The organism is Sphingopyxis sp. Root1497, from assembly GCF_001427085.1.
Taxonomy (GTDB): Bacteria; Pseudomonadota; Alphaproteobacteria; order Sphingomonadales; family Sphingomonadaceae; genus Sphingopyxis.
The window spans coordinates 336202-354885 of the sequence record NZ_LMGF01000004.1 but is presented as its reverse complement, the minus strand read 5'-3'; the positions used below and the strand labels follow the sequence as shown (position 1 = coordinate 354885).

Sequence of the window (18684 nt, the reverse complement as noted above, 5' to 3'; positions counted from 1 at the left end):
ATATTACGGGGTGCGTTCATCTCGCGGGCGCTCTAGCGCAGCGGTCGCGGTGCGGTAAAGCAACTTCGCACCGTTGCGCCCCGTTCATCGCCCCGATAAGAAGCGGCGCGCATGGAGCAGGGATCAATCGCCCTCGTCGCTCCAGCCAAGTGGAAAGCCTTGACCATCATGATGTCCATTTCGTCCCCGTCGCGTAAGTTTCTGGCTGTGCTGTGCGGCACGGCGGCCATGGCGACGGTCGCGGGCTGCGCGAAGGACAATGAGCTGGACCTGTCGGGCGGCGTCGGCATCACCGCGACGCGGTCGGCCTGCCCCGCGGTGGCGGTTCCGCTCCAGACCGGCGACGTCACGCTGTTCGACCCGGCGACCAGCCGCGACGCGGCGGCGATCGACGTCGTGGCGACGATCACCAACCTGACACCCCAGTGCAACGACACCGGCGAAAAGGTCTATCAGCTCGCCAGTTTCGATGTCGTCGCGACGCGCCGCGATGCCGGCCCGGCGCGTTCGGTGACCATCCCCTATTTCTCGACCGTCGTGCAGGGCGGCACCGCCGTTGTCGCCAAGCGGATCGGTGCGGTGACCGTCAGCTTCGCCGACGGCCAGACCCGCGGCACCGGTCGCGGCCAGGCGTCGGCCTATGTCGACCGCGCGGCGGCGACGTTGCCCGCCGACATCATGGAACGCATCACGCGCAAGCGCAAAGCGGGCGACCAGGATGCCGCGATCGATCCGCTGAGCATCCCCGAGGTCCGCGCCGCCGTCGCGCGCGCCAGCTTCGAACTGCTCGTTGGCTTTCAGCTGACGCAGGACCAGCTCGAATATAACGTCCGACGATAGGCATCGCGGCGGCGCCGTTTCGCGCCGTTCGCTTCGGTTCGCCCTGCGGCGCCATCGGGCGACGCAGGGCTTTTCGCGTTGCCCAAGCTGCTATAGGGCGCGCGCCAGCAGCTTTGTTCAAAGATAGGCCATGCTCGTGACCCTGTTCAGCCGTTTTTCCGCCCATATCGGCACCGCCCTCGATGCGCTGGTAGCGCGCGGCGCGCTTCCTGACGGGCTCGATCGTTCGTCGATCAGCGTCGAACCGCCGCGCGACCCCTCGCACGGCGATGTCGCGACCAACGCCGCGATGGTGCTCGCCAAGCCCGCGGGCATGAACCCGCGGGCGCTCGCCGACCTGCTCGTCGCCGAACTCGGCGCGCTCGACGAAGTGACCGAGGCGAGTGTCGCCGGACCGGGCTTTATCAACCTGCGTCTGGCCGACGACAGTTGGCGCGCCGAACTCGCGCTGATCCACGCCAGCGGCGACGATTATGGCCGCTCGGCGACGGGGAAGGGGCGGACGGTCAACGTCGAATATGTCTCCGCCAATCCGACCGGGCCGATGCACGTCGGTCATTGCCGCGGCGCGGTCGTCGGCGACGCGCTCGCCGCGCTGCTCGAATATGTCGGGCACGACGTCATCCGCGAATATTATGTCAACGATGCCGGCGCGCAGGTCGACGTGCTCGCGCGGTCGGTGCACCTGCGGTATCGCGAGGCGCTCGGCGAGGATGTCGGCGCGGTGCCCGAGGGGCTTTATCCCGGCGATTATCTGATCCCCGTCGCGCAGAAGCTGGCCGCCGAATATGGCGACCGCTTCGTCGGCGCCTCCGAAAGCGCCTGGCTTGGGCTGTTCCGTGCCGAGGCAGTCAGCGCGATGATGGACATGATCCGCGCCGATCTCGCCAAGCTGGGCATCCATCACAATCTCTTCTCGTCCGAGGCCGAACTGCAGGCGGCGGGCAAGCCGGCAGACGCCGAAAAATGGCTGCGCGATCACGACCTCGTTTACGACGGTGTGCTCGAAGCGCCGAAGGGCGAAACGCCCGAAGATTGGGAGCCGGTCGAACTGCCGCTGTTCCGCTCGACGCGGTTTGGCGACGATCAGGATCGGCCGATCAAGAAATCGGACGGCAGCTGGACCTATTTCGGCGCCGATCTCGCCTATCATTTCCAGAAGGCCGAAACCGCCGACGAACTGATCGACATCTGGGGCGCCGACCATGCCGGTACGGTCAAGCGGATCAAGGCCGCGGTCGCCGCGATGACCGAGGGCAGGAAGAAGTTCGACGTCAAGCTGGTGCAGATGGTCCGCCTGCTCAAGAACGGCGAGCCGTTCAAGATGTCGAAGCGCGCGGGCAACTTCGTCACGCTCGCCGATATCGTCGACGAGGTCGGCAAGGACGCGGTGCGGTTCACCATGCTCACGCGCAAGGCCGACGCGCAGATGGACTTCGACTTCGCGAAGGTCGTCGAGGCATCGCGCGACAACCCGGTCTTCTATGTCCAATACGCCCACGCGCGGATCGCGTCGTTGAAGCGCAAGGTTGCCGAAGCGGGAATCGCGGCGGCACAGCCGAACCCCGCGCGGCTCGACGAGCAGGAACTGGGACTGGTGAAATTGCTCGCGCAGTATCCGCGAATCGTCGAATCGGCGGCGGCGGCGCGCGAGCCGCATCGGATCGCTTTTTATCTGGGCGACGTCGCCGCAGCCTTCCACGCCTGGTGGAATATGGGCAACGACCGGCCCGAGGCGCGTGTGATCATTGCCGACGACGCCGAATTGACCGCGACCCGCCTTTATTTGGCCGATGGAATCGGGCAGGTTATCCGGGGCGGGCTCCACCTGATGGGTGTGGAAGCGCTCGAGGAGATGCATTGATGGCGGGCGACAGCGACAAGGGGCAGGGCGAAGCCGGACTGGGGCTGGGCGACGAGGATCGTCTGCCCTGGCTCGAGGCGGCCGACGAGTTCGAGGATGACGGTGAAGTTTCGCCGACCCGGCTGCTCGTCATGGTGCTCGGCGGCCTGTTGCTGATCGGCGCGGTTCTCGGAGGCCTCTGGTGGATCCAGAATGGCGGGGCGCGCGGTGAGGGCGAACTGATCGTCGCGCAGAAGGGCGACTACAAGGTCGCGCCGAAGAATGACGCCGCCAAGACCTTCGAGGGCGAGGGCGACGCGAGTTTCGCCGCGAGCGAGGGCGCGGAGCCGTCGGGCAAGGTCGATGCCTCGCGGATGCCTGAGGAACCCGCCGCCAGCCCCGCCGAACGCGAAGCCGCATCCAAGGCCGCGAAGAAAGCCGAGGCCGACAAGATCGCAGCCGCCAAAGCGGCGCGCACCGCCACCGACAAAGACAAGGGCAAACCCGCTGCGACCTCGGCGAAGACCGCCGAACCGGCCAAGGCGGCACCGGCGGCTTCGGGATCGGCGATGATCCAGCTCGGCGCGTTCAGCAGCGAGGCGGCCGCGGCCAAGGCATGGACAAACCTGTCCAAACGCTTTGCCTATCTGTCCGAGCTTTCCAAGTCGGTGTCGCCGGCGACGGTCGACAGCGGCCAGGTCTATCGCCTGCGCGCGGTCGCCGGGACGGCGGCCAACGCCCAGAGCCTGTGCGGAAAATTGCGCGTGGCGGGTGAAAATTGCGTCGTCGTCCGCTGATTCGCCCCGCTTGGCCGCAGCGGACTTTGGTTCGATATAGGGGCTGTGCCATGCACGCGCCTGAGGGGGTGCCGACCGATGGAGGTTGACGCACGATGATACCCGCGATTTTCGGCCTCTCGGGCCACAGTCTCACCGACGATGAGCGCGCCTTCTTTCGCGACAGCGACCCGGCGGGCTATATATTGTTCGGGCGCAATATTGATAATCGTCAGCAATTGCGCAGGCTTACCGACGAATTGCGCGATCTCGACGGGCGCGAAAACCTGCCGATCCTGATCGACCAGGAGGGCGGCCGCGTTGCGCGCATGAAATCGCCCGAATGGCCGGCTTTCCCGAGCGGGGCGGCGTTCGACGCGCTGTACGAACGCGCGCCGGCGAGCGCGATCGAAGCGGCGCGGCTCAACGCGATGGCGCTCGCATCGATGCTGTCCGAAGTCGGTATTACGGTCGATTGCCTGCCTTTGCTCGACGTGCGCCAGCCCGGCGCGAGCGATGTCATCGGCGACCGCGCGCTCGGCAGCGAACCGATGCGCGTTGCCGCGCTCGGCCGCGCGATCCTGAGCGGGCTGCAGGACGGCGGCGTCGTCGGCATCGTCAAGCATATCCCCGGCCATGGCCGCGCGCTGCTCGATTCGCACAAGGAACTGCCGGTGGTCACCGCGCTCGACCGCGACCTCCAGACCGACCTTGCCCCCTTTGCGGCGCTGCGCGACGCGGCGATGGCGATGACCTGCCATGTCGTCTTCACCGCCTGGGACCCCGACCGGCCCGCGACGATGTCGCCGGTCGTCATCGACAGCGTGATCCGCCAGCGCATCGGTTTCCACGGGCTGCTGATGAGCGACGATCTCGACATGGAGGCGCTCTCGGGCGACGTTCCTTCTCGCGCGGCGGCGGCGGTCGCGGCGGGCTGCGACATCGCGCTCAATTGCTGGGGCAAGATGGGCGACATGATCGGCATCGCGGGCGCGCTCGACCCGATCAGCACCGTCTCGCGGGCGCGGCTGGAAGGCGCGATGGACCGCATCGCGGGCACCCACGACGAACGCCAGTTCGCGCTGCTGGTCGACCAGCGCGACGCGCTGCTGGCGCTGGCGTGATGAGGGCCTGATCCGCCGATGGAGGAACTGCCGCTCGACTATGATGTGGCGCCCGCGGCCGAGCGTGAGGATGCGCTCCAGCTGTCGCTCGACAGTTGGGAAGGCCCGCTCGACCTGCTGCTCACGCTGGCGCGCAGCCAGAAGGTCGACCTCCGGCAAATCTCGATTCTCGCGCTGGTCGAGCAATATCTGACCTTCATCACCGAAATGCGCGCCAAGCTGGAGGTTGCCGCCGACTATCTGGTGATGGCGGCGTGGCTCGCTTACCTCAAATCGGCGCTGCTGCTCCCCAAGGATCCGCTCGAGGATCCGTCGCCCGACGAGTTGGCCCTGCGCCTGCAACTGCGGCTCCAGCGGCTGGCCGCGATGCGCGAAGCGGCGGCGCGCCTGCTCGCGCGCGATCGCGTCGGGCGCGACGTGTTCCTGCGCGCCAAGCCCGAGGGACTGCGTGACGTAAGGTTGCGCCGCTGGGATGCGAGCCTCTACGACCTGCTGTCGGCCTATGGACAGGTGAAGCTGCGTACCGAGCCGGTGGTCCATATCGTGTCGCGGCGCCCTGTCATCACGCTCGACGCGGCGTTGCACCATCTTGGACGGCTGATTGGGGTCAAGCTCGACTGGGCCGAACTCGCCGATTTCCTGCCGCCCGACTATGACGGCCCCTTGCGCCGCTCGGCGATCGCGTCCAGCTTCGTCGCGGCGCTCGAACTGGCGCGGCAGGGCCGCGTCGACCTGAAGCAGGAGGGGGCCTTCGAACCGCTGTATCTGAGGGCTGCCCAGATAGGACAACAACCGACATGACGATCGACGACCGCGAACGTGCGATAGAGGCGATGCTGTTCGCCAGCGACGAACCGCTCGACGCACGGCAAGTCGCGGCGCGCTTTGCCGAGGAAATCCCGGTGGCCGACGTCAAGGCGGTGATCCATGCGATCGCCGCGCGCCACGCGGGAAGCGGCATCGAACTCGTCGAGCGCGGCGGTCACTGGCATTTCCAGACCCCTGCCGATCTGGCGCATTTGCTCCGCCGCGAACGCGACGACCCGCGCAAATTGTCGCGCGCCGCGTCCGAGGTGCTCGCCATCGTGGCGTACCACGAACCGGTCAGCCGCGCCGAAATCGAAGCAATTCGCGGTGTCCAGACGTCGAAGGGCACGCTCGACGTGCTGATGGAGGCCGAGTGGATCGCGCCGGCGGGCCGGCGCGAAGTTCCGGGGCGCCCGCTCATCTACAAGACCACCGACGCATTTTTGCAGCATTTCGGACTTAGCAGCCGCAAGGATTTGCCGGGCATCGAAGATCTGCGCGCGGCGGGTCTGCTCGATCCGGTCGATCTCGCTTTCGAGGAAGCGATGGGCGAACTGGACCTAGTAAAAGACGGCGAAGACGCCTAATTAGGACATCAACAGACGCTCGGGTCGGGCGCAAAGGAGATTTTTCATGGGCGGATTCAGCCTGATTCACTGGCTTATCCTCGGTGTCATCGTGCTGCTCTTGTTCGGCAAGGGCCGTTTTTCCGACATGATGGGCGACGTTGCCAAAGGATTGAAAAGCTTCAAGAAGGGCATGGCAGACGACGATACGCCGGCCCCGCCGATGAAGCACATCGAAGGGCAGCGCACGCCCGAAGCCACCCCGATGCCGACGCCGACCAGCGAACAGGACAAGCTCTGATCGCCGACCGCCGGCTGGGGGAAGTTTAGTAGATGTTCGACGTCGCGCCCACCGAGTTATTGCTCGTCGTGGTGGTTGCCTTGGTGGTCATCGGCCCCAAGGACCTGCCCAAGGCGATGCGCTTCGTCGGCAAATGGGTCGGCAAGGCGCGCGGCATGGCGCGTCATTTTCGTTCGGGTCTCGACACGATGATGCGCGAGGCCGAACTCGAGGAACTTGAGAAGAAATGGCGCGAGCAGAATGAAGCCATCATGCGCGAATTTCCGCGCGTCGATGGCGATGGCGCCTCGTCCATGATTCCGGCGGCGAGTGTCCCCGCCGAAACGCCATCCGAGCAATCGAGCGCGGAGGCTGATCAGGCTGCCGCCGCGCAGCCCGCCGAGACCCATGCCATCCCGCCGAAGGATGGCCCGCTTCCATGAGCGTCGAAACCCCGGTGACGGCGGAAGAGGAGGGCGCCGGCGGCAAGATGCCCTTGCTCGATCATCTGGTCGAGTTGCGCTCGCGGTTGCTCAAGTCGCTCGCGGCGCTGGCTGCCGCTTTCGCGGTCTGCCTCTATTTCGCCAAGCCGATCTATAGCGTGCTGGTGCAGCCGCTGGTCGCAGCCGGGCAGGGCAAACTCATCTATACCCAACTCGGCGAGGCATTTTTCGTCGAGATCAAGGTCGCGCTGTTCGCCGCCGTGATGATCGCCTTTCCGGTGATCGCCAACCAGCTCTGGAAATTTGTGGCGCCGGGGCTTTATCGGCAGGAAAAGCGGGCCTTGCTGCCTTTCCTGATCGCGACGCCGATCCTGTTCGCGGCAGGGGCCTGTCTCGCCTATTTCATCACCATCCCGGTGGCACTGAAGTTCCTGCTTGGTTTTCAGGGCAATATGGGCGGGATCACCCAGGAAGCCCTTCCCTCGGCGGGCAATTACCTCAGTTTCATCATGCAGTTCATCATGGCGTTCGGTATCGCCTTCCTGCTTCCGATCCTGTTGATGCTGCTTGAGCGCTCGAGCATCGTGACACGCGCCCAACTGGTTTCGGCGCGCCGCTACATGATCGTTGGCGCCTTCTTCATCGCGGCGATCTTCACGCCGCCCGACGCGGTCAGCCAGTTGTTGCTCGCGGTCCCGCTGGTGTTGCTTTACGAGTTGTCGCTACTCGCGATCTGGTTCACCCAGCGCCGACGCAAAACAGGCGCCGAAACGGCGCCTGTCGAACCTCTCGAAGAGGTTTAGGGTAAGGACTCGACGGGATCAGTGAATCGCGTCGCTTCCCGCCTGACCAACCGACTCGATATCGCGGCCGACACCTTTCACGGTGTTGCAGCCAGCGACCAGAAAGCTGGCAAGCAAAGCGGCAAGAACGATACGGACATTCGACATGATCAGAACCTCGTGAAATCTGTGTGCAAAATGGCCCGGCGCGCTTCGAGGGGGGGGGAGGGAAAACGCACCGGGCCAATGTTGCTGAGCAGCGCTGCGGGGGGGCGATGACCGCTGCTCATATGGGAAACTGCCAAGGCGGTGGATAAGTTCCCGAAAAAAATGCGGACGGAGAAATTTTTTTCGATTCTTTTGAATCGATTGCGATTCCAGCGCTTTGTCAGTTCAGGCTGGTAAGCCCGCTGGCCACCGCGAGGCCGAGGAAGGCCAGAAAGCCCATGGAATCGGTCGTCATGGTGACGAAAACCGAACTCGCGACTGCCGGATCCTGATCGAGCCGGTCGAGCAACAGCGGGATCGCGACCCCGGCGACGCCGGCGACGAAGATGTTCACGATCATCGCGGCGGCGATGACGCCGCCGAGCTGGGGATTGCCGAACCACAGCGCGGTCGCCGTCCCTGCGATCAGTGCGATGGTGCCGCCGTTGAGCAGCGCGATCTTCACCTCGCGGAGTACTGCGCGCCAGCTGTTCGAATCGGTCAGCTGGTTCATCGCGAGCGCGCGCACCGTCACCGCCAGCGTTTGCGTTCCGGCGTTGCCGCCGACCCCGGCGACGATCGGCATCAGTGCCGCGAGCGCGACCATATGTTCGATCGCGCCGCCGAAGAAGCCGACGATCGACGAGGCGACGAGCGCGGTGCCGAGATTGGCGACCAGCCAGCGCACGCGCGCCACATAGGTTTCGCGGATCGGTTCGTTGATGTCGCCGTCGCCGGCGCCCGACAGGCGCAAAATATCCTCGCCCGCCTCTTCCTGGATGATGTGGACGACATCGTCGACGGTGATCATGCCGACCAGCCGCCCCGAACGGTCGATGACCGCCGCCGAGATCAGCGCATATTTCTGGAAGCGCAGCGCGACCTCTTCCTGGTCCATGTCGACCGGGATCAACGTCTGCTCGCGTTTCATCACGTCGCTGATCGCAATCTCGCGCGGGGTGCGCAAAATCCAGCTGAGCTGGCAGGTGCCGACGGGTTTGTGCATCGGATCGACGACGAAGATTTCCCAGAAATCGCTCGTCAGGTCGGTGTCCTCGCGCAGCCGGTCGATGACGTCGCCGACCGTGACATGCTCGGCCACCGCAACGAACTCGCGCTGCATCAGGCGGCCGGCGCTCTCTTCCGGGAAGGACAGCGCGTCCTTGATCGCCGCCCGGTCCTCGGGCTCCATCGCGTCGAGGACGGCCTGCTGGTCGTCCGCCTCCATGTCCTCGATGATCGCGACGGCGTCGTCGGTATCCATCTCGGACGCCAGTTCGGCGACTTGCTCCGGCGCGAGCAGGTCGATCAGCTCCTCGCGCACATAATCGTTCATTTCCGCCAGCACGTCGGCGGATAGAAGGTCACCCAAGACGGCAGCGAGCATCGGCCGCTCGTCGGCGCGCGCGAGTTCGAACAGATCGGCGATGTCGGCAGGATGCAGGCGGCCGATGCGCTCGCGCGCCGCTTCGGCTTCGCCGGCCTCGGCGAGTTCGATGACGTCGCGGACGAATTCGGGTTTCAGCCGGTCATCCTCGTCGAGCTCGGTTTCGGGCAGGGCGGTATCGACCAGCACATCGTCGGGGGGCAGGGAGTCTTCGCGTTTATCCATCGCGCGGTCCTCCCTTACCTATGCCGGAAAACCCGGCTGCGAACCGGTCTTCCCCCTAGTCCCGGCCCGCCGCGAAGGCAACGACGTGCGCGATGATCGGCAAAATTTGCGTGGCATCTGCGCCGCCCTTGGCTATGGGACCGCCAATCCCGCTTCACAGGAGTTTTTCATGACCGAACAGACCCTCACCCTGTCGCTGTCGACCGGCGATGTCGTCATCCGCCTGCGCCCCGACCTCGCGCCGCTGCACGTCGAGCGCATCAGCCAGCTCGCCGGCGAAGGCTTTTACGACGACGTCGTCTTCCACCGCGTGATCCCCGGCTTCATGGCGCAGGGCGGTGATCCAACCGGCACCGGCATGGGCGGCAGCAAGCTTCCCGACCTGCCGCAGGAATTCAATGCCGAGCCGCATGTTCGCGGCGTGTGCTCGATGGCGCGTTCGCAGAACCCGAACAGCGCGAACAGCCAGTTCTTCATCTGCTTCGACGACGCGCGTTTCCTCGACAAGCAGTACACCGTCTGGGGTGAAGTGATCGAAGGCATGGAAAATGTCGACGCGCTGCCCAAGGGCGAGCCGCCGCGCGAGCCCGGCAAGATCGTCAAGGCGACCGTCAGCGAATAAAGGAAAATCCCCGCTTCGGCGGGGATTTTTTTAGTCGCCGATAAAGCCGTTCAGCCGTTCGCAGGCGGCGATCCAATCCTCTTTGAATTCCTGCACCACCTGGCCGGCGCCCATCGCCTCGTTCATCAGCCCGACGCCCTGGCCGACCCAATAGGTTGCCAGATGCTTCGCGCCCTCATGACCGCCTTCGGACAATTTATCGACTTTGCGCAGCGCCGGTTCGCTGACCAGTGACTGGAGCGGCATCGGGAGCGGTTTCGGCGCGCCTTCGGCTTCCCATGCGTCGGTCCAGGGCGAACGGAGCTGGCGCGAGGGTTTGCCGGTGCGGCTTTTCGAGCGGACCGTGTCGCGCGACGAGGCGGCGAGCATCTTCTCCTTCACCACGGGATTGGTCTCGGCCTCGGCGGTGGTCAGCCACACCGAGCCGGTCCAGGCGCCATGCGCGCCCATCGCCATCGCCGCCGCCATCTGGCGCCCGGTGACGATGCCGCCCGCAGCCAAGATCGGCGTGTTCGCGCCGACCGCCTCGACCGCGGCGGCGACTTCGGGGACGAGCACCATCGTCGCGACTTCGCCGCAGTGGCCGCCGGCTTCGCCGCCCGCGACGACGAGGATGTCGACCCCGGCGCGGACCTGCGCCAGCGCATGGTCGCGGGTGCCGACGAGCGCGGCGACGGGGACGTTGTTACGCTTGCCGAGTTCAAGCATCAGCGGCGGCGGCACGCCGAGCGCGTTAGCGATCAGGCCAATAGGATGACGGAAGGCGACTTCGAGCAGCGCGGCGGCGCCGGCATCGGACATATTGTCGCCGAGGCTGGTACGTGCGGCGCCGGGCAGCGACAGGTCGCTGTCATCGACGCCATGCTTTTGCAGCAGCCCCGAAATGAAGGCTTTGTGCTCGTCCGGGATCGGTGGCAGCGCGGCGTTTTCCTCGCCCTTGCCGGCGAAACTGTTCGGAACGATCAGGTCGACGCCATAGGGGCGACCACCGATATGCTCGTCGATCCACGCCAGTTCCTCCTCGAGCCGTTCGGGCGGGAGCGAGGCAGCGCCGAAGACGCCCATGCCGCCCGCCTTCGACACCGCGACCACGACGTCGCGGCAGTGTGAGAAGGCGAGGAGGGGGAATTCGATGCCGAGCATCGCGCAAATGGGGGATAGCATCAGGTCTCTCCAGCTTGTCTATTTTGTCGATCTTCACGCATATCGCCCATGTCAGCGCTAGTTTACGTAAACGTCAAGTTGATTTGCGCGGGCGCCGCTTTATCGCGGACGGCATGAGCGATTTTTCCCTGCCCGGCTTCGATCTCGACGCCTTCGTCCGCGCCACTTTCGCCGAAGATCTGGGCGAAGGCGGCGATATCACGTCGCTGGCGGTGATCCCCGCCGATGCGCGCTTCAGCGGGGTGATGGACAGCCGCGATGCGATCATCGTCGCGGGGCTGCCGATCGCCGAAGCTTTTTTTCGCGCGCTCGATCCGGCGATGGAGATCGAGATACTGGTCGAAGAAGGCGCGCGCGTGTCCGCCGGGACCGACCTGATGCGGCTGTCGGGCAACGCGCGGGCGATGCTCACCGCCGAACGCTCGGCGCTGAACACGGTACAGCATCTGTCGGGCATCGCGACGCTGACGCGCGAATATGTCGATGCGCTGGAAGGCAAGGCGACGCTGCTCGACACGCGCAAGACGATCCCCGGGCTGCGGGTACTGGAAAAATATGCGACGCGGATGGGCGGCGCGACCAACCATCGCATGGGGTTGTGGGACGCCGCGATGATCAAGGACAATCATGTCGCGGTCGCGGGATCGGTCGAGGCGGCGGTGCGCCGCGCGGTCGACGCGGGAATCGCGAACATCATCGTCGAGGTCGACCGGGTCGACCAGGTCGAACCGGCGCTGAGCGCGGGGGCGACGCACCTGTTGCTCGACAATATGGACCTCGTCGCTTTGCGCGAATCGGTCGCCATCGTCGCGGGCCGGGTGCCGGTCGAGGCATCGGGCGGGGTAAGGCTCGATACGATCCGCGACATCGGCGCGACGGGGGTGACCTATGTCTCGGTCGGGCGGCTGACCCAGTCGGCGCCCGCCGCCGACATCGGGCTCGATTTTGCGCTGGCCTGAGGCTGCTGCGGCGGCGCTGCTGGCGCTGGCGCCCACCGTCGCGCTGGCACAGGCGCCATCGTGCGTCGCCCCCGACCGCACGATCATCCCGCGCCTCGAACAGCCGAAGCGCGGCGAACCGGTGCGCAATCCGCCGATCGCGGGTTACCTCCTGAGCCTGAGCTGGTCGCCCGAGCATTGCGCGGGGGTGCGCAACGCGAAGGACGCGCGCGACCGGTTCCAATGTTCGGGCGAGAACGGCCGGTTCGGCTGGGTGCTGCATGGGCTGTGGCCCGAGGCGGCGAACCCCGGCTATCCGCAATGGTGCCGGCCGGCGAAGATCGTGCCGCAGCCGGTGCTGCGCCGCCATATGTGCATGACGCCGTCGGCGCAGCTGCTGCAGCATGAATGGGCGAAGCATGGCACCTGCATGAGCCCCGATCCGGCCTCCTATTTCCGCGCCGCCGAGATATTGTTCCGCACCGTGAACTTTCCCGACATGACGGCGCTGGCGGCGCGGCCGCAGACGGCGGGGTCGATCCGCCAGGCGTTCGTGGCGCGCAATCGGGGCATAAGGCCCGAAATGCTGGCGGTGGCGACCGACCGCGACGGCTGGCTGTCGGAGGTGCGCTATTGCCTCGGCCCGCGGATGAAGCCGCAGCGTTGCCTGCCGTTCCAGCGCGGGCTGGCCGACAAGCGGGCGGTGAAGGTGCGGCCGATGCCGCGTTAACGGTTGCTGTGCCGCGCGTCCCCGGGCGGGACAGGCCGGCGTTAACGATTTTTTAACCTTACCGACTCGTTAACCCCGCATTAGCTTGGGGGCATGAACGAATTCGACCCCGAACTGCGTATCGACATCCGCGACCGGCTGCGTTCGCACGGCCGCCGGCAACTGGTCATCGCCCGCATGAGCGCGCCGGCCGATTGGGAAGGCGCGCTGCGTTACGATCTTGCGCAGCACCGGCGCCCGCAACCGGTGGTCGGGTCGACCGACCTGAAGCTGTTCCTGCAGAGTTTCGCGATCTTTTTTACCGCGACGATGATGTTTTTGATCTGAGGCGCGGGAAGCGACCAAAACATGACGTCGCCCCCGCGAAGGCGGGGGCCGCTGTCGGCTTACGCAGCGATACGGAAATAGGCCGCTAGCGGCCCCCGCCTTCGCGGGGGCGACGGTTTAAAGGAACGCCCGCTTCGTACCCCTAAGTCGACCTTTACAGCGTACCGACAGTTTGCCTTCAGTCGCACGCCCTGTGCAATTTCACCGCCAGCCACGCGGAGATCAGGCACATCACCGCGCTCATCAGCAGCTGGTCGACGACGCCGACGCCGGCGAAGCCCAGCCCGATCGCGAGCAGCGAGCCCGCGACCATCGCGCCCGAATTGACGATATTGTTCGCCGCGACGGTGCGCGCGGTCTGGTCCTTGGGGACCGTGGTGGTCAGGAAGGCGTAGAGCGGGACGACGAACATGCCGCCGCTGATCGCGATGCCGAGCAGGCTGGCGAGCAACGGGATGACGTCGGCGTGCGCGAGCAGGCCGGACACGCCGTACATGACCCCCGCCGGGTCCTGTTCCCAGTTTCGGCACACCCAATAGAAACAGAGGACGAAGCCGCCCATCACGATCACGCTGGCGGGGCTGTATTTGGCCGAGACCTGGCCCTTGAGCAGCCGGTTGACCGCGACCGAGCCGATCGCGATGCCGATCGAGAAGACCGCGAGGAACAGGCTGGCGACGCTTTTGTCGGCGTGGAGGATGTTCTTTACCAGCGGCGGGAACTGGATGAACAGCACCGCGCCGATCGTCCAGAAGAAGCTGATCGAGAGGATCGCGAGATAGAGGCGCGGGATATGCATCGTGCCGCTGACGAGCGTTTTCGACGAGCGGATGATGTGCCAGTCGATGCCATGTTCTTCATGTTCGGGCGGGGCCGGCGGCACCTGGCGCGAGGTGATATAGCCGAGCGCGGCGACGAGCACGACGCCGAGCGCGGCCCATTCGACGTCGATGACCCCGGCGAGGATCGTCCCGGCGAGGATCGCGATATAGGTGCCCGCCTCGACCAGCCCGGTGCCGGCGAGCACTTCGTCGCTTTTCAGATGTTGCGGCAGGATCGCATATTTGATCGGGCCGAAGAAGGTCGAGTGAATCCCCATCGCGAACAGCGCGAGCATCATCAGCGGGATGGCCAGCAACTCGATGCCCCAGCCCATCCAGGCGAGCACCAGCCCGGTGCCGCCGACGATCATGATGATGATCTCGCAGAATTTGACGATGCGGATGATCCGCGCCTTGTCGCGGGTGTCTGCGAGTTGTCCCGCGAGCGCCGAAAGCAGGAAGAAGGGCAGGATGAACACCGCGGTCGCGACCGCGCTGAACAGCGTTTCCTGCGTCTCGTCGTTGTAGACACCATAGACGACGAACAGCACCATCGCGTTCTTGAACAGATTGTCGTTGAACGCGCCGAGCAGCTGGGTGACGAAGAGGGGCAGGAACCGGCGTTGCTTCAACAGCGCAAAGGTGCCGGTCATATATTGGTCCATCCCGTCAAAATTCGTCCGACCGCCTCGGGCCTTACAGGCATTATGGTTGTCGCCCGGCGGGCTTATCGGCTAGGGACAGCAGGGTCAAAGCCAAAAGGCCGCGCGAGCGGGAAACAGGGGTCATGCTCAGCCTTCCGAATATCCTGACGCTGTCGCGTATATTGGCGGTGCCCATCCTGCTCTTCCTGCTGTGGCCGGGGGTGGTCGAAGGGTCGATGCAGCCGAAGCCGATCGACTATGCGCTCGCCTTCGTCCTCTATTGCCTGATGGGCATTACCGATTATTTTGACGGCTATGTTGCACGCTCGCGCGGGATCGTGTCGCGGCTGGGTGCCTTCCTCGATCCGATCGCCGACAAGATCATGATCGCGGCGGTGATCCTGCTGCTCGTCTTCACGCGGGACATCACCGGATATCATGTCATCGCCGCGCTGATGATCCTGCTGCGCGAGATCATCGTGTCGGGGCTGCGCGAATTCCTCGCGACGCTGCAGGTGTCGATGCCGGTGACCCAACTCGCCAAATGGAAGACGACGTTCCAGCTCGTCGCCTTCGGGGCGCTGATCCTCGCCGGCGCATTGCCCGCGATGGTCTGGATCAAGGCGGTCGGCCTCGCCTCCTTGTGGGGCGCCGCGGTGCTGACGCTGATCACCGGCTGGGATTATCTGCGCGTCGGCCTGAAGCATATGGATTGAGCGCATGGCGCTGACGCTGAGCTATTTCGCCTGGGTGCGGGAGCGGATGGGGGGCGCCGACGAGGCGGTCGCGCTTCCCGACGATGTGCGGACGGTCGCCGACCTGATCGCCTGGCTCGCCGCGCGCGACGATCGCGGCGGGCTGGCCTTCGCCGAACCCGCGCGCATTCGCGCGGCGGTCGACGGGCAGATGGTCGGTCCCGATGCCATCATCGTTGGCGTTGCCGAGATCGCGCTGTTTCCGCCGGTGACCGGCGGATGATCCGCGTCGCGGTCCAGCCCGCGGCGATCGACGTCGCCGCCGAACTGGCCGCGCATGATGCCGGCGGGCACGGCGCGAGCGCAAGCTTTGTCGGCCGGGTGCGCGGCGACGGCGGGCTGACCGAGCTGTTCCTCGACCATCATCCGGTGCTGACCGTGACGGGCCTGGAGGAATTGGCGAGCGAGGCGAAAAAGCGTTGGGGAATTTCGGCGCTGACCTTGATCCACCGCGTCGGCGGCATGGCACCGGGCGAGACGATCGTGCTGGTGCTGGCGAGCAGCCCGCATCGCGGCGAGGCGCTGGCGGCGGTCGAGTTTCTGATCGACCGGTTGAAGACCGATGTGATGCTGTGGAAGCGCGAGACGTTCGGCGACGGGCGGGCGGCATGGGTCGAGCAGCGTGGCAGCGATCATGAACGTGCCGAGCGGTGGGATTAGGAAGCCGTCATTGCGAGGAGCGAAGCGACGCGGCAATCCAGAGTCTGCGTAAACCGCTCTGGATTGCTTCGCTTCGCTCGCAATGACGGAGTATTTGGTTGGGGCGCTCACCCCGCCTTATGCTGCCGGAAAATCTCGGCGAGCATCTGAAACTCTTCGGCGCGCGGGCTGCCCTTGCGCCAGACCAGCGCGATCGTCCGCCAGTCGTGATCCGAATCGAGCGGGCGGGTGTCGATGTCGGTGTGGTCGAGGATGCCGGCCTCGATCGCCATCTGCGGCAGCATGGTGATACCGAGGCCGTTGTCGACCATCTGCACCAGCGTGTGCAGCGACGTCCCCATCATCCGCGCGCCGGCGCGCAGTTCGGGGCGGTTGCACGCGGCGAGCGCATGGTCCTTGAGGCAATGGCCATCCTCGAGCATCAGCATCTGCGCCGGGTCGATCTGGTCGGCGCTGACCATCGCGGGAAGATCCTCCGACTGGTCGCCGGGGAAAGCGACGAACAAAGCGTCGTCGAACAGCGCCTCGCTCTCGACGTCGCCGCACGCATAGGGGAGGGCGAGGAGGACGCAGTCGACCGCGCCGTGGTGGAGCGATTCGCACGCCTGCGCGCTCGGTTCCTCACGCAGGAAGAGCTTGAGCGCGGGGCGGGTCTTGCGCAGCAGGCGCAGCATGCCGGGGAGCAGGAAGGGCGCGATCGTCGGGATGACGCTCATCCGCAATTCGCCGACGAGCGGCGCGGCGGCGGCGGCGGCCATGTCGGCGAGTTCCTCGGCCTCGCGCAGCACGCGGTGCGCCTTGGCGACGATCGCGTTGCCGAGGGTGGTGAAGCGGACGACGCGGCGGGTGCGCTCGACGAGGGTCTGGCCGAGTAGTGTTTCGAGTTCACGGATGCCCGCCGACAGCGTCGACTGGGTGACGTTGCACGCGTCGGCGGCGCGGCCGAAATGGCCATGTTCGTGCAGCGCGACGAGATATTGCATCTGTTTCAGCGAGGGCAGGTAATTTTGCATTGATCGAATATAGCAATCATCTTGCCGAATTTGAACAGGTCATTCGATCATCGGCTTGGTCCGATCCGCGCGGCATCCGGTTGCCCGCGCCCGCAGCTCCGTGATAGCCTTGGCCGCTTCGGGCGAGGGGGATGGACATGGCGGTTTCGCGGTTCCTGATCGGCGGTATCGCCAGCGCGCTGTTGCTCAGCGGCGGCGTCTTTATCTGGAAGGGCTATAGCCAGATCGCCGAGGAGGCGGTGATCCCCGACGCGCCGCCCGATCCGGGGCCGATCCCGGTGGCGGGCGCGGGGGCGCCGAAACGCGGCGCGGCGCCGCCAGAGCTTCCCGCCGCCAAGGACGCGTCGCGCGAGGAGCGGCGCTTCAACCGCTACGACCGCGATCGCAACGAAGTGGTCAGCCGCGTAGAGATGATGTCGACCCGCACCGCGGCGTTCCGCAAACTCGACAAGGATGGCAACAATCTGCTGACCTTCGAGGAATGGGCCGCGGCGACCGGCGAGCGCTTCGCGGGGGCGGACAAGGACAAGTCGGGGGGGCTGAGCCGGGCGGAGTTCGCGACGACCGCGCCGAAAAGGGCGGCGGTGGCGAAATGCAAATGCTGAGGTGATGATCCTCCCTGTGGNGGGGAGGTGGCGGCGCGAAGCGCTGACGGAGGGGCTTTGGCGCTACCGTCGCGGCCCCTCCACCACGCCCTGCGGGCGCGGTCCCCCTCCCCATGGCTTCGCCACAGGGAGGATCAGGCCGCGACGCCTTCTGACAGCTTCATCCATTCGGCTAGCGCCGCACCCGCGCGCTGGGTATAGCCGAGCTTGCGGTCCTTCTTGCGGACATCCTCGGCGAGCGGCGGGAACAGGCCGAAATTGACGTTCATCGGCTGGTAGCTCGCGGCGTCGGCGCCGCCCGTGATATGGCCGAGCAGCGCGCCGAGCGCGGTTTCGGGCGGCGGCGGCGGCAGGGTGCGGCCGCCGAGTTCGGCGGCGGCGAAGCGCGCAGCGGCGAGGCCGATCGCGGCGCTTTCGACATAGCCTTCGCAGCCGGTGATCTGGCCCGCGAAGCGGATGTGCGGCGCGGTTTTGAGGCGGAGCTGGCCGTCGAGCAGTTCGGGCGAACGGATGAAACTGTTGCGGTGTAGCCCGCCGAGGCGCGCGAATTCGGCCTTTTCGAGTCCGGGGATGGTGCGGAACAGCTCGACCTGGGCGGCGTGCTTGAGCTTGGTCTGGAAGCCGACCATGTTCCACAGTGTACCCAGCGCATTGTCCTGGCGCAGCTGGACGACGGCATAGGGCCAGCGCCCGGTGCGCGGATTGTCAAGGCCGACGCCCTTCATCGGGCCGAAGCGCAGCGTTTCGGGGCCGCGTTCGGCCATGACCTCGATCGGCATGCAGCCTTCGAAATAGGGGGTGCTCGATTCCCACTCCTTGAACTCGGTCTTGTCGCCGTCGACGAGTCCCTGGACGAAGGCGTGGTATTGCTCCTTGTCCATCGGGCAGTTGATATAGTCCTTGCCGTCGCCGATCGGGCCGACCTTGTCCCAGCGGCTCGCCATCCACGCGATGTCCATGTCGACGCTGTCGCGGTAGACGATCGGGGCGATGGCGTCGAAAAAGGCGAGCGCGTCTTTGCCGGTCGCACTGCCGATGCTGTCGGCGAGGCCGGCGGCGGTCAGCGGGCCGGTGGCGACGATGGTGAGGCCTTCGGTGGGCAGCGTGTCGATGCGTTCGCGGACG

At 65.9% G+C, this 18684-nt stretch carries 23 protein-coding genes; 17 read left to right on the top strand and 6 right to left on the bottom strand.

Annotated elements, in window-relative coordinates:
* Window positions 1–168: 168 nt before the first annotated feature.
* From ASD67_RS13245 to tatC, 9 genes are all read left to right on the top strand, one after another.
* The gene (locus ASD67_RS13245) at window positions 169–840 is read left to right on the top strand and encodes a hypothetical protein (RefSeq protein ID WP_056347925.1); all 672 of its coding nucleotides are present in this window, start codon (window positions 169–171) and stop codon (window positions 838–840) included.
* Between the two features lie 136 nt (window positions 841–976).
* Window positions 977–2704 (top strand): arginine--tRNA ligase, encoded by a 1728-nt coding sequence (gene argS, locus ASD67_RS13240; RefSeq protein ID WP_056348526.1) that lies wholly within the window; start codon window positions 977–979, stop codon window positions 2702–2704.
* Window positions 2704–3480: an SPOR domain-containing protein gene (locus ASD67_RS13235; protein WP_056347924.1), complete on the top strand. Its 777-nt coding sequence runs from the start codon at window positions 2704–2706 to the stop codon at window positions 3478–3480. The genes argS and ASD67_RS13235 overlap by 1 nt, the downstream gene beginning before the upstream one ends.
* Window positions 3481–3575: 95 nt before the next feature.
* Entirely contained in the window at window positions 3576–4583 is a 1008-nt protein-coding gene (gene nagZ / locus ASD67_RS13230) for a beta-N-acetylhexosaminidase (protein ID WP_056347922.1), read from the top strand.
* 18 nt (window positions 4584–4601) lie between these two features.
* On the top strand, window positions 4602–5384 hold the full coding sequence (locus ASD67_RS13225) for a segregation and condensation protein A (RefSeq protein ID WP_056347921.1): 783 nt from the start codon (window positions 4602–4604) through the stop codon (window positions 5382–5384).
* A complete protein-coding gene (gene scpB / locus ASD67_RS13220; protein ID WP_056347919.1) occupies window positions 5381–5977 on the top strand; it encodes an SMC-Scp complex subunit ScpB in 597 nt (198 codons plus the stop codon). Before ASD67_RS13225 ends, scpB begins: the two co-directional genes overlap by 4 nt.
* Before the next feature lie 46 nt (window positions 5978–6023).
* On the top strand, window positions 6024–6257 hold the full coding sequence (locus ASD67_RS13215) for a twin-arginine translocase TatA/TatE family subunit (protein ID WP_056347917.1): 234 nt from the start codon (window positions 6024–6026) through the stop codon (window positions 6255–6257).
* 32 nt (window positions 6258–6289) lie between these two features.
* Entirely contained in the window at window positions 6290–6679 is a 390-nt protein-coding gene (gene tatB / locus ASD67_RS13210) for a Sec-independent protein translocase protein TatB (RefSeq protein WP_056347916.1), read from the top strand.
* Window positions 6676–7482, top strand: coding sequence for a twin-arginine translocase subunit TatC (gene tatC, locus ASD67_RS13205; protein WP_056347915.1), 807 nt, complete (start codon window positions 6676–6678; stop codon window positions 7480–7482). The genes tatB and tatC overlap by 4 nt, the downstream gene beginning before the upstream one ends.
* 18 nt (window positions 7483–7500) lie before the next feature.
* Here the strand turns inward: tatC and ASD67_RS13200 are convergent, their stop codons facing one another.
* Window positions 7501–7629, bottom strand: a complete 129-nt coding sequence (locus tag ASD67_RS13200; RefSeq protein WP_056347913.1) for an entericidin A/B family lipoprotein — start codon at window positions 7627–7629, stop codon at window positions 7501–7503.
* A gap of 220 nt (window positions 7630–7849) precedes the next feature.
* Window positions 7850–9280 (bottom strand): magnesium transporter, encoded by a 1431-nt coding sequence (mgtE, locus tag ASD67_RS13195; protein ID WP_056347911.1) that lies wholly within the window; start codon window positions 9278–9280, stop codon window positions 7850–7852.
* Between the two features lie 169 nt (window positions 9281–9449).
* Between mgtE and ASD67_RS13190 the strand changes: the two genes are divergently transcribed.
* Complete coding sequence (locus ASD67_RS13190) at window positions 9450–9902, top strand: peptidylprolyl isomerase (RefSeq protein WP_056347909.1); 453 nt, start codon at window positions 9450–9452, stop codon at window positions 9900–9902.
* A 30-nt stretch (window positions 9903–9932) separates the two neighbouring features.
* On the opposite strand, the gene ASD67_RS13185 is transcribed toward ASD67_RS13190, so the two are convergent.
* A complete protein-coding gene (locus ASD67_RS13185; RefSeq protein ID WP_056347907.1) occupies window positions 9933–11066 on the bottom strand; it encodes an NAD(P)H-dependent flavin oxidoreductase in 1134 nt (377 codons plus the stop codon).
* A gap of 113 nt (window positions 11067–11179) precedes the next feature.
* Between ASD67_RS13185 and nadC the strand changes: the two genes are divergently transcribed.
* From nadC to ASD67_RS13170, 3 genes are all read left to right on the top strand, one after another.
* Window positions 11180–12025, top strand: coding sequence for a carboxylating nicotinate-nucleotide diphosphorylase (nadC, locus tag ASD67_RS13180; protein ID WP_056348523.1), 846 nt, complete (start codon window positions 11180–11182; stop codon window positions 12023–12025).
* Window positions 12012–12734 carry a ribonuclease T2 family protein gene (locus ASD67_RS13175; protein WP_056347905.1) on the top strand — a complete coding sequence of 241 codons (723 nt, stop codon included), beginning with the start codon at window positions 12012–12014 and terminating at the stop codon, window positions 12732–12734. Before nadC ends, ASD67_RS13175 begins: the two co-directional genes overlap by 14 nt.
* A gap of 93 nt (window positions 12735–12827) precedes the next feature.
* Window positions 12828–13061, top strand: a complete 234-nt coding sequence (locus tag ASD67_RS13170; RefSeq protein WP_056347903.1) for a hypothetical protein — start codon at window positions 12828–12830, stop codon at window positions 13059–13061.
* A 178-nt stretch (window positions 13062–13239) separates the two neighbouring features.
* Here the strand turns inward: ASD67_RS13170 and ASD67_RS13165 are convergent, their stop codons facing one another.
* Window positions 13240–14535 carry an MFS transporter gene (locus ASD67_RS13165; protein ID WP_056348520.1) on the bottom strand — a complete coding sequence of 432 codons (1296 nt, stop codon included), beginning with the start codon at window positions 14533–14535 and terminating at the stop codon, window positions 13240–13242.
* A 134-nt stretch (window positions 14536–14669) separates the two neighbouring features.
* On the opposite strand from ASD67_RS13165, the gene pgsA reads away from it, so the two are divergent.
* From pgsA to ASD67_RS13150, 3 genes are read left to right on the top strand one after another with little or no spacing between them, the layout of a single operon-like run.
* The gene (gene pgsA / locus ASD67_RS13160; protein ID WP_056347900.1) at window positions 14670–15242 is read left to right on the top strand and encodes a CDP-diacylglycerol--glycerol-3-phosphate 3-phosphatidyltransferase; all 573 of its coding nucleotides are present in this window, start codon (window positions 14670–14672) and stop codon (window positions 15240–15242) included.
* Between the two features lie 4 nt (window positions 15243–15246).
* Window positions 15247–15504, top strand: coding sequence for a molybdopterin converting factor subunit 1 (gene moaD / locus ASD67_RS13155; RefSeq protein ID WP_200938026.1), 258 nt, complete (start codon window positions 15247–15249; stop codon window positions 15502–15504).
* Window positions 15501–15941: a molybdenum cofactor biosynthesis protein MoaE gene (locus tag ASD67_RS13150; RefSeq protein ID WP_056347898.1), complete on the top strand. Its 441-nt coding sequence runs from the start codon at window positions 15501–15503 to the stop codon at window positions 15939–15941. Before moaD ends, ASD67_RS13150 begins: the two co-directional genes overlap by 4 nt.
* 107 nt (window positions 15942–16048) lie before the next feature.
* Here the strand turns inward: ASD67_RS13150 and ASD67_RS13145 are convergent, their stop codons facing one another.
* Window positions 16049–16954, bottom strand: a complete 906-nt coding sequence (locus ASD67_RS13145) for a hydrogen peroxide-inducible genes activator (RefSeq protein ID WP_056347895.1) — start codon at window positions 16952–16954, stop codon at window positions 16049–16051.
* A gap of 137 nt (window positions 16955–17091) precedes the next feature.
* Between ASD67_RS13145 and ASD67_RS13140 the strand changes: the two genes are divergently transcribed.
* Complete coding sequence (locus ASD67_RS13140) at window positions 17092–17559, top strand: EF-hand domain-containing protein (protein ID WP_056347893.1); 468 nt, start codon at window positions 17092–17094, stop codon at window positions 17557–17559.
* Window positions 17560–17693: 134 nt separating this feature from the next.
* Here the strand turns inward: ASD67_RS13140 and trmFO are convergent.
* Window positions 17694–18684: methylenetetrahydrofolate--tRNA-(uracil(54)-C(5))-methyltransferase (FADH(2)-oxidizing) TrmFO (gene trmFO, locus ASD67_RS13135; RefSeq protein ID WP_235535676.1), on the bottom strand; the 991-nt coding region annotated here is incomplete at its 5' end.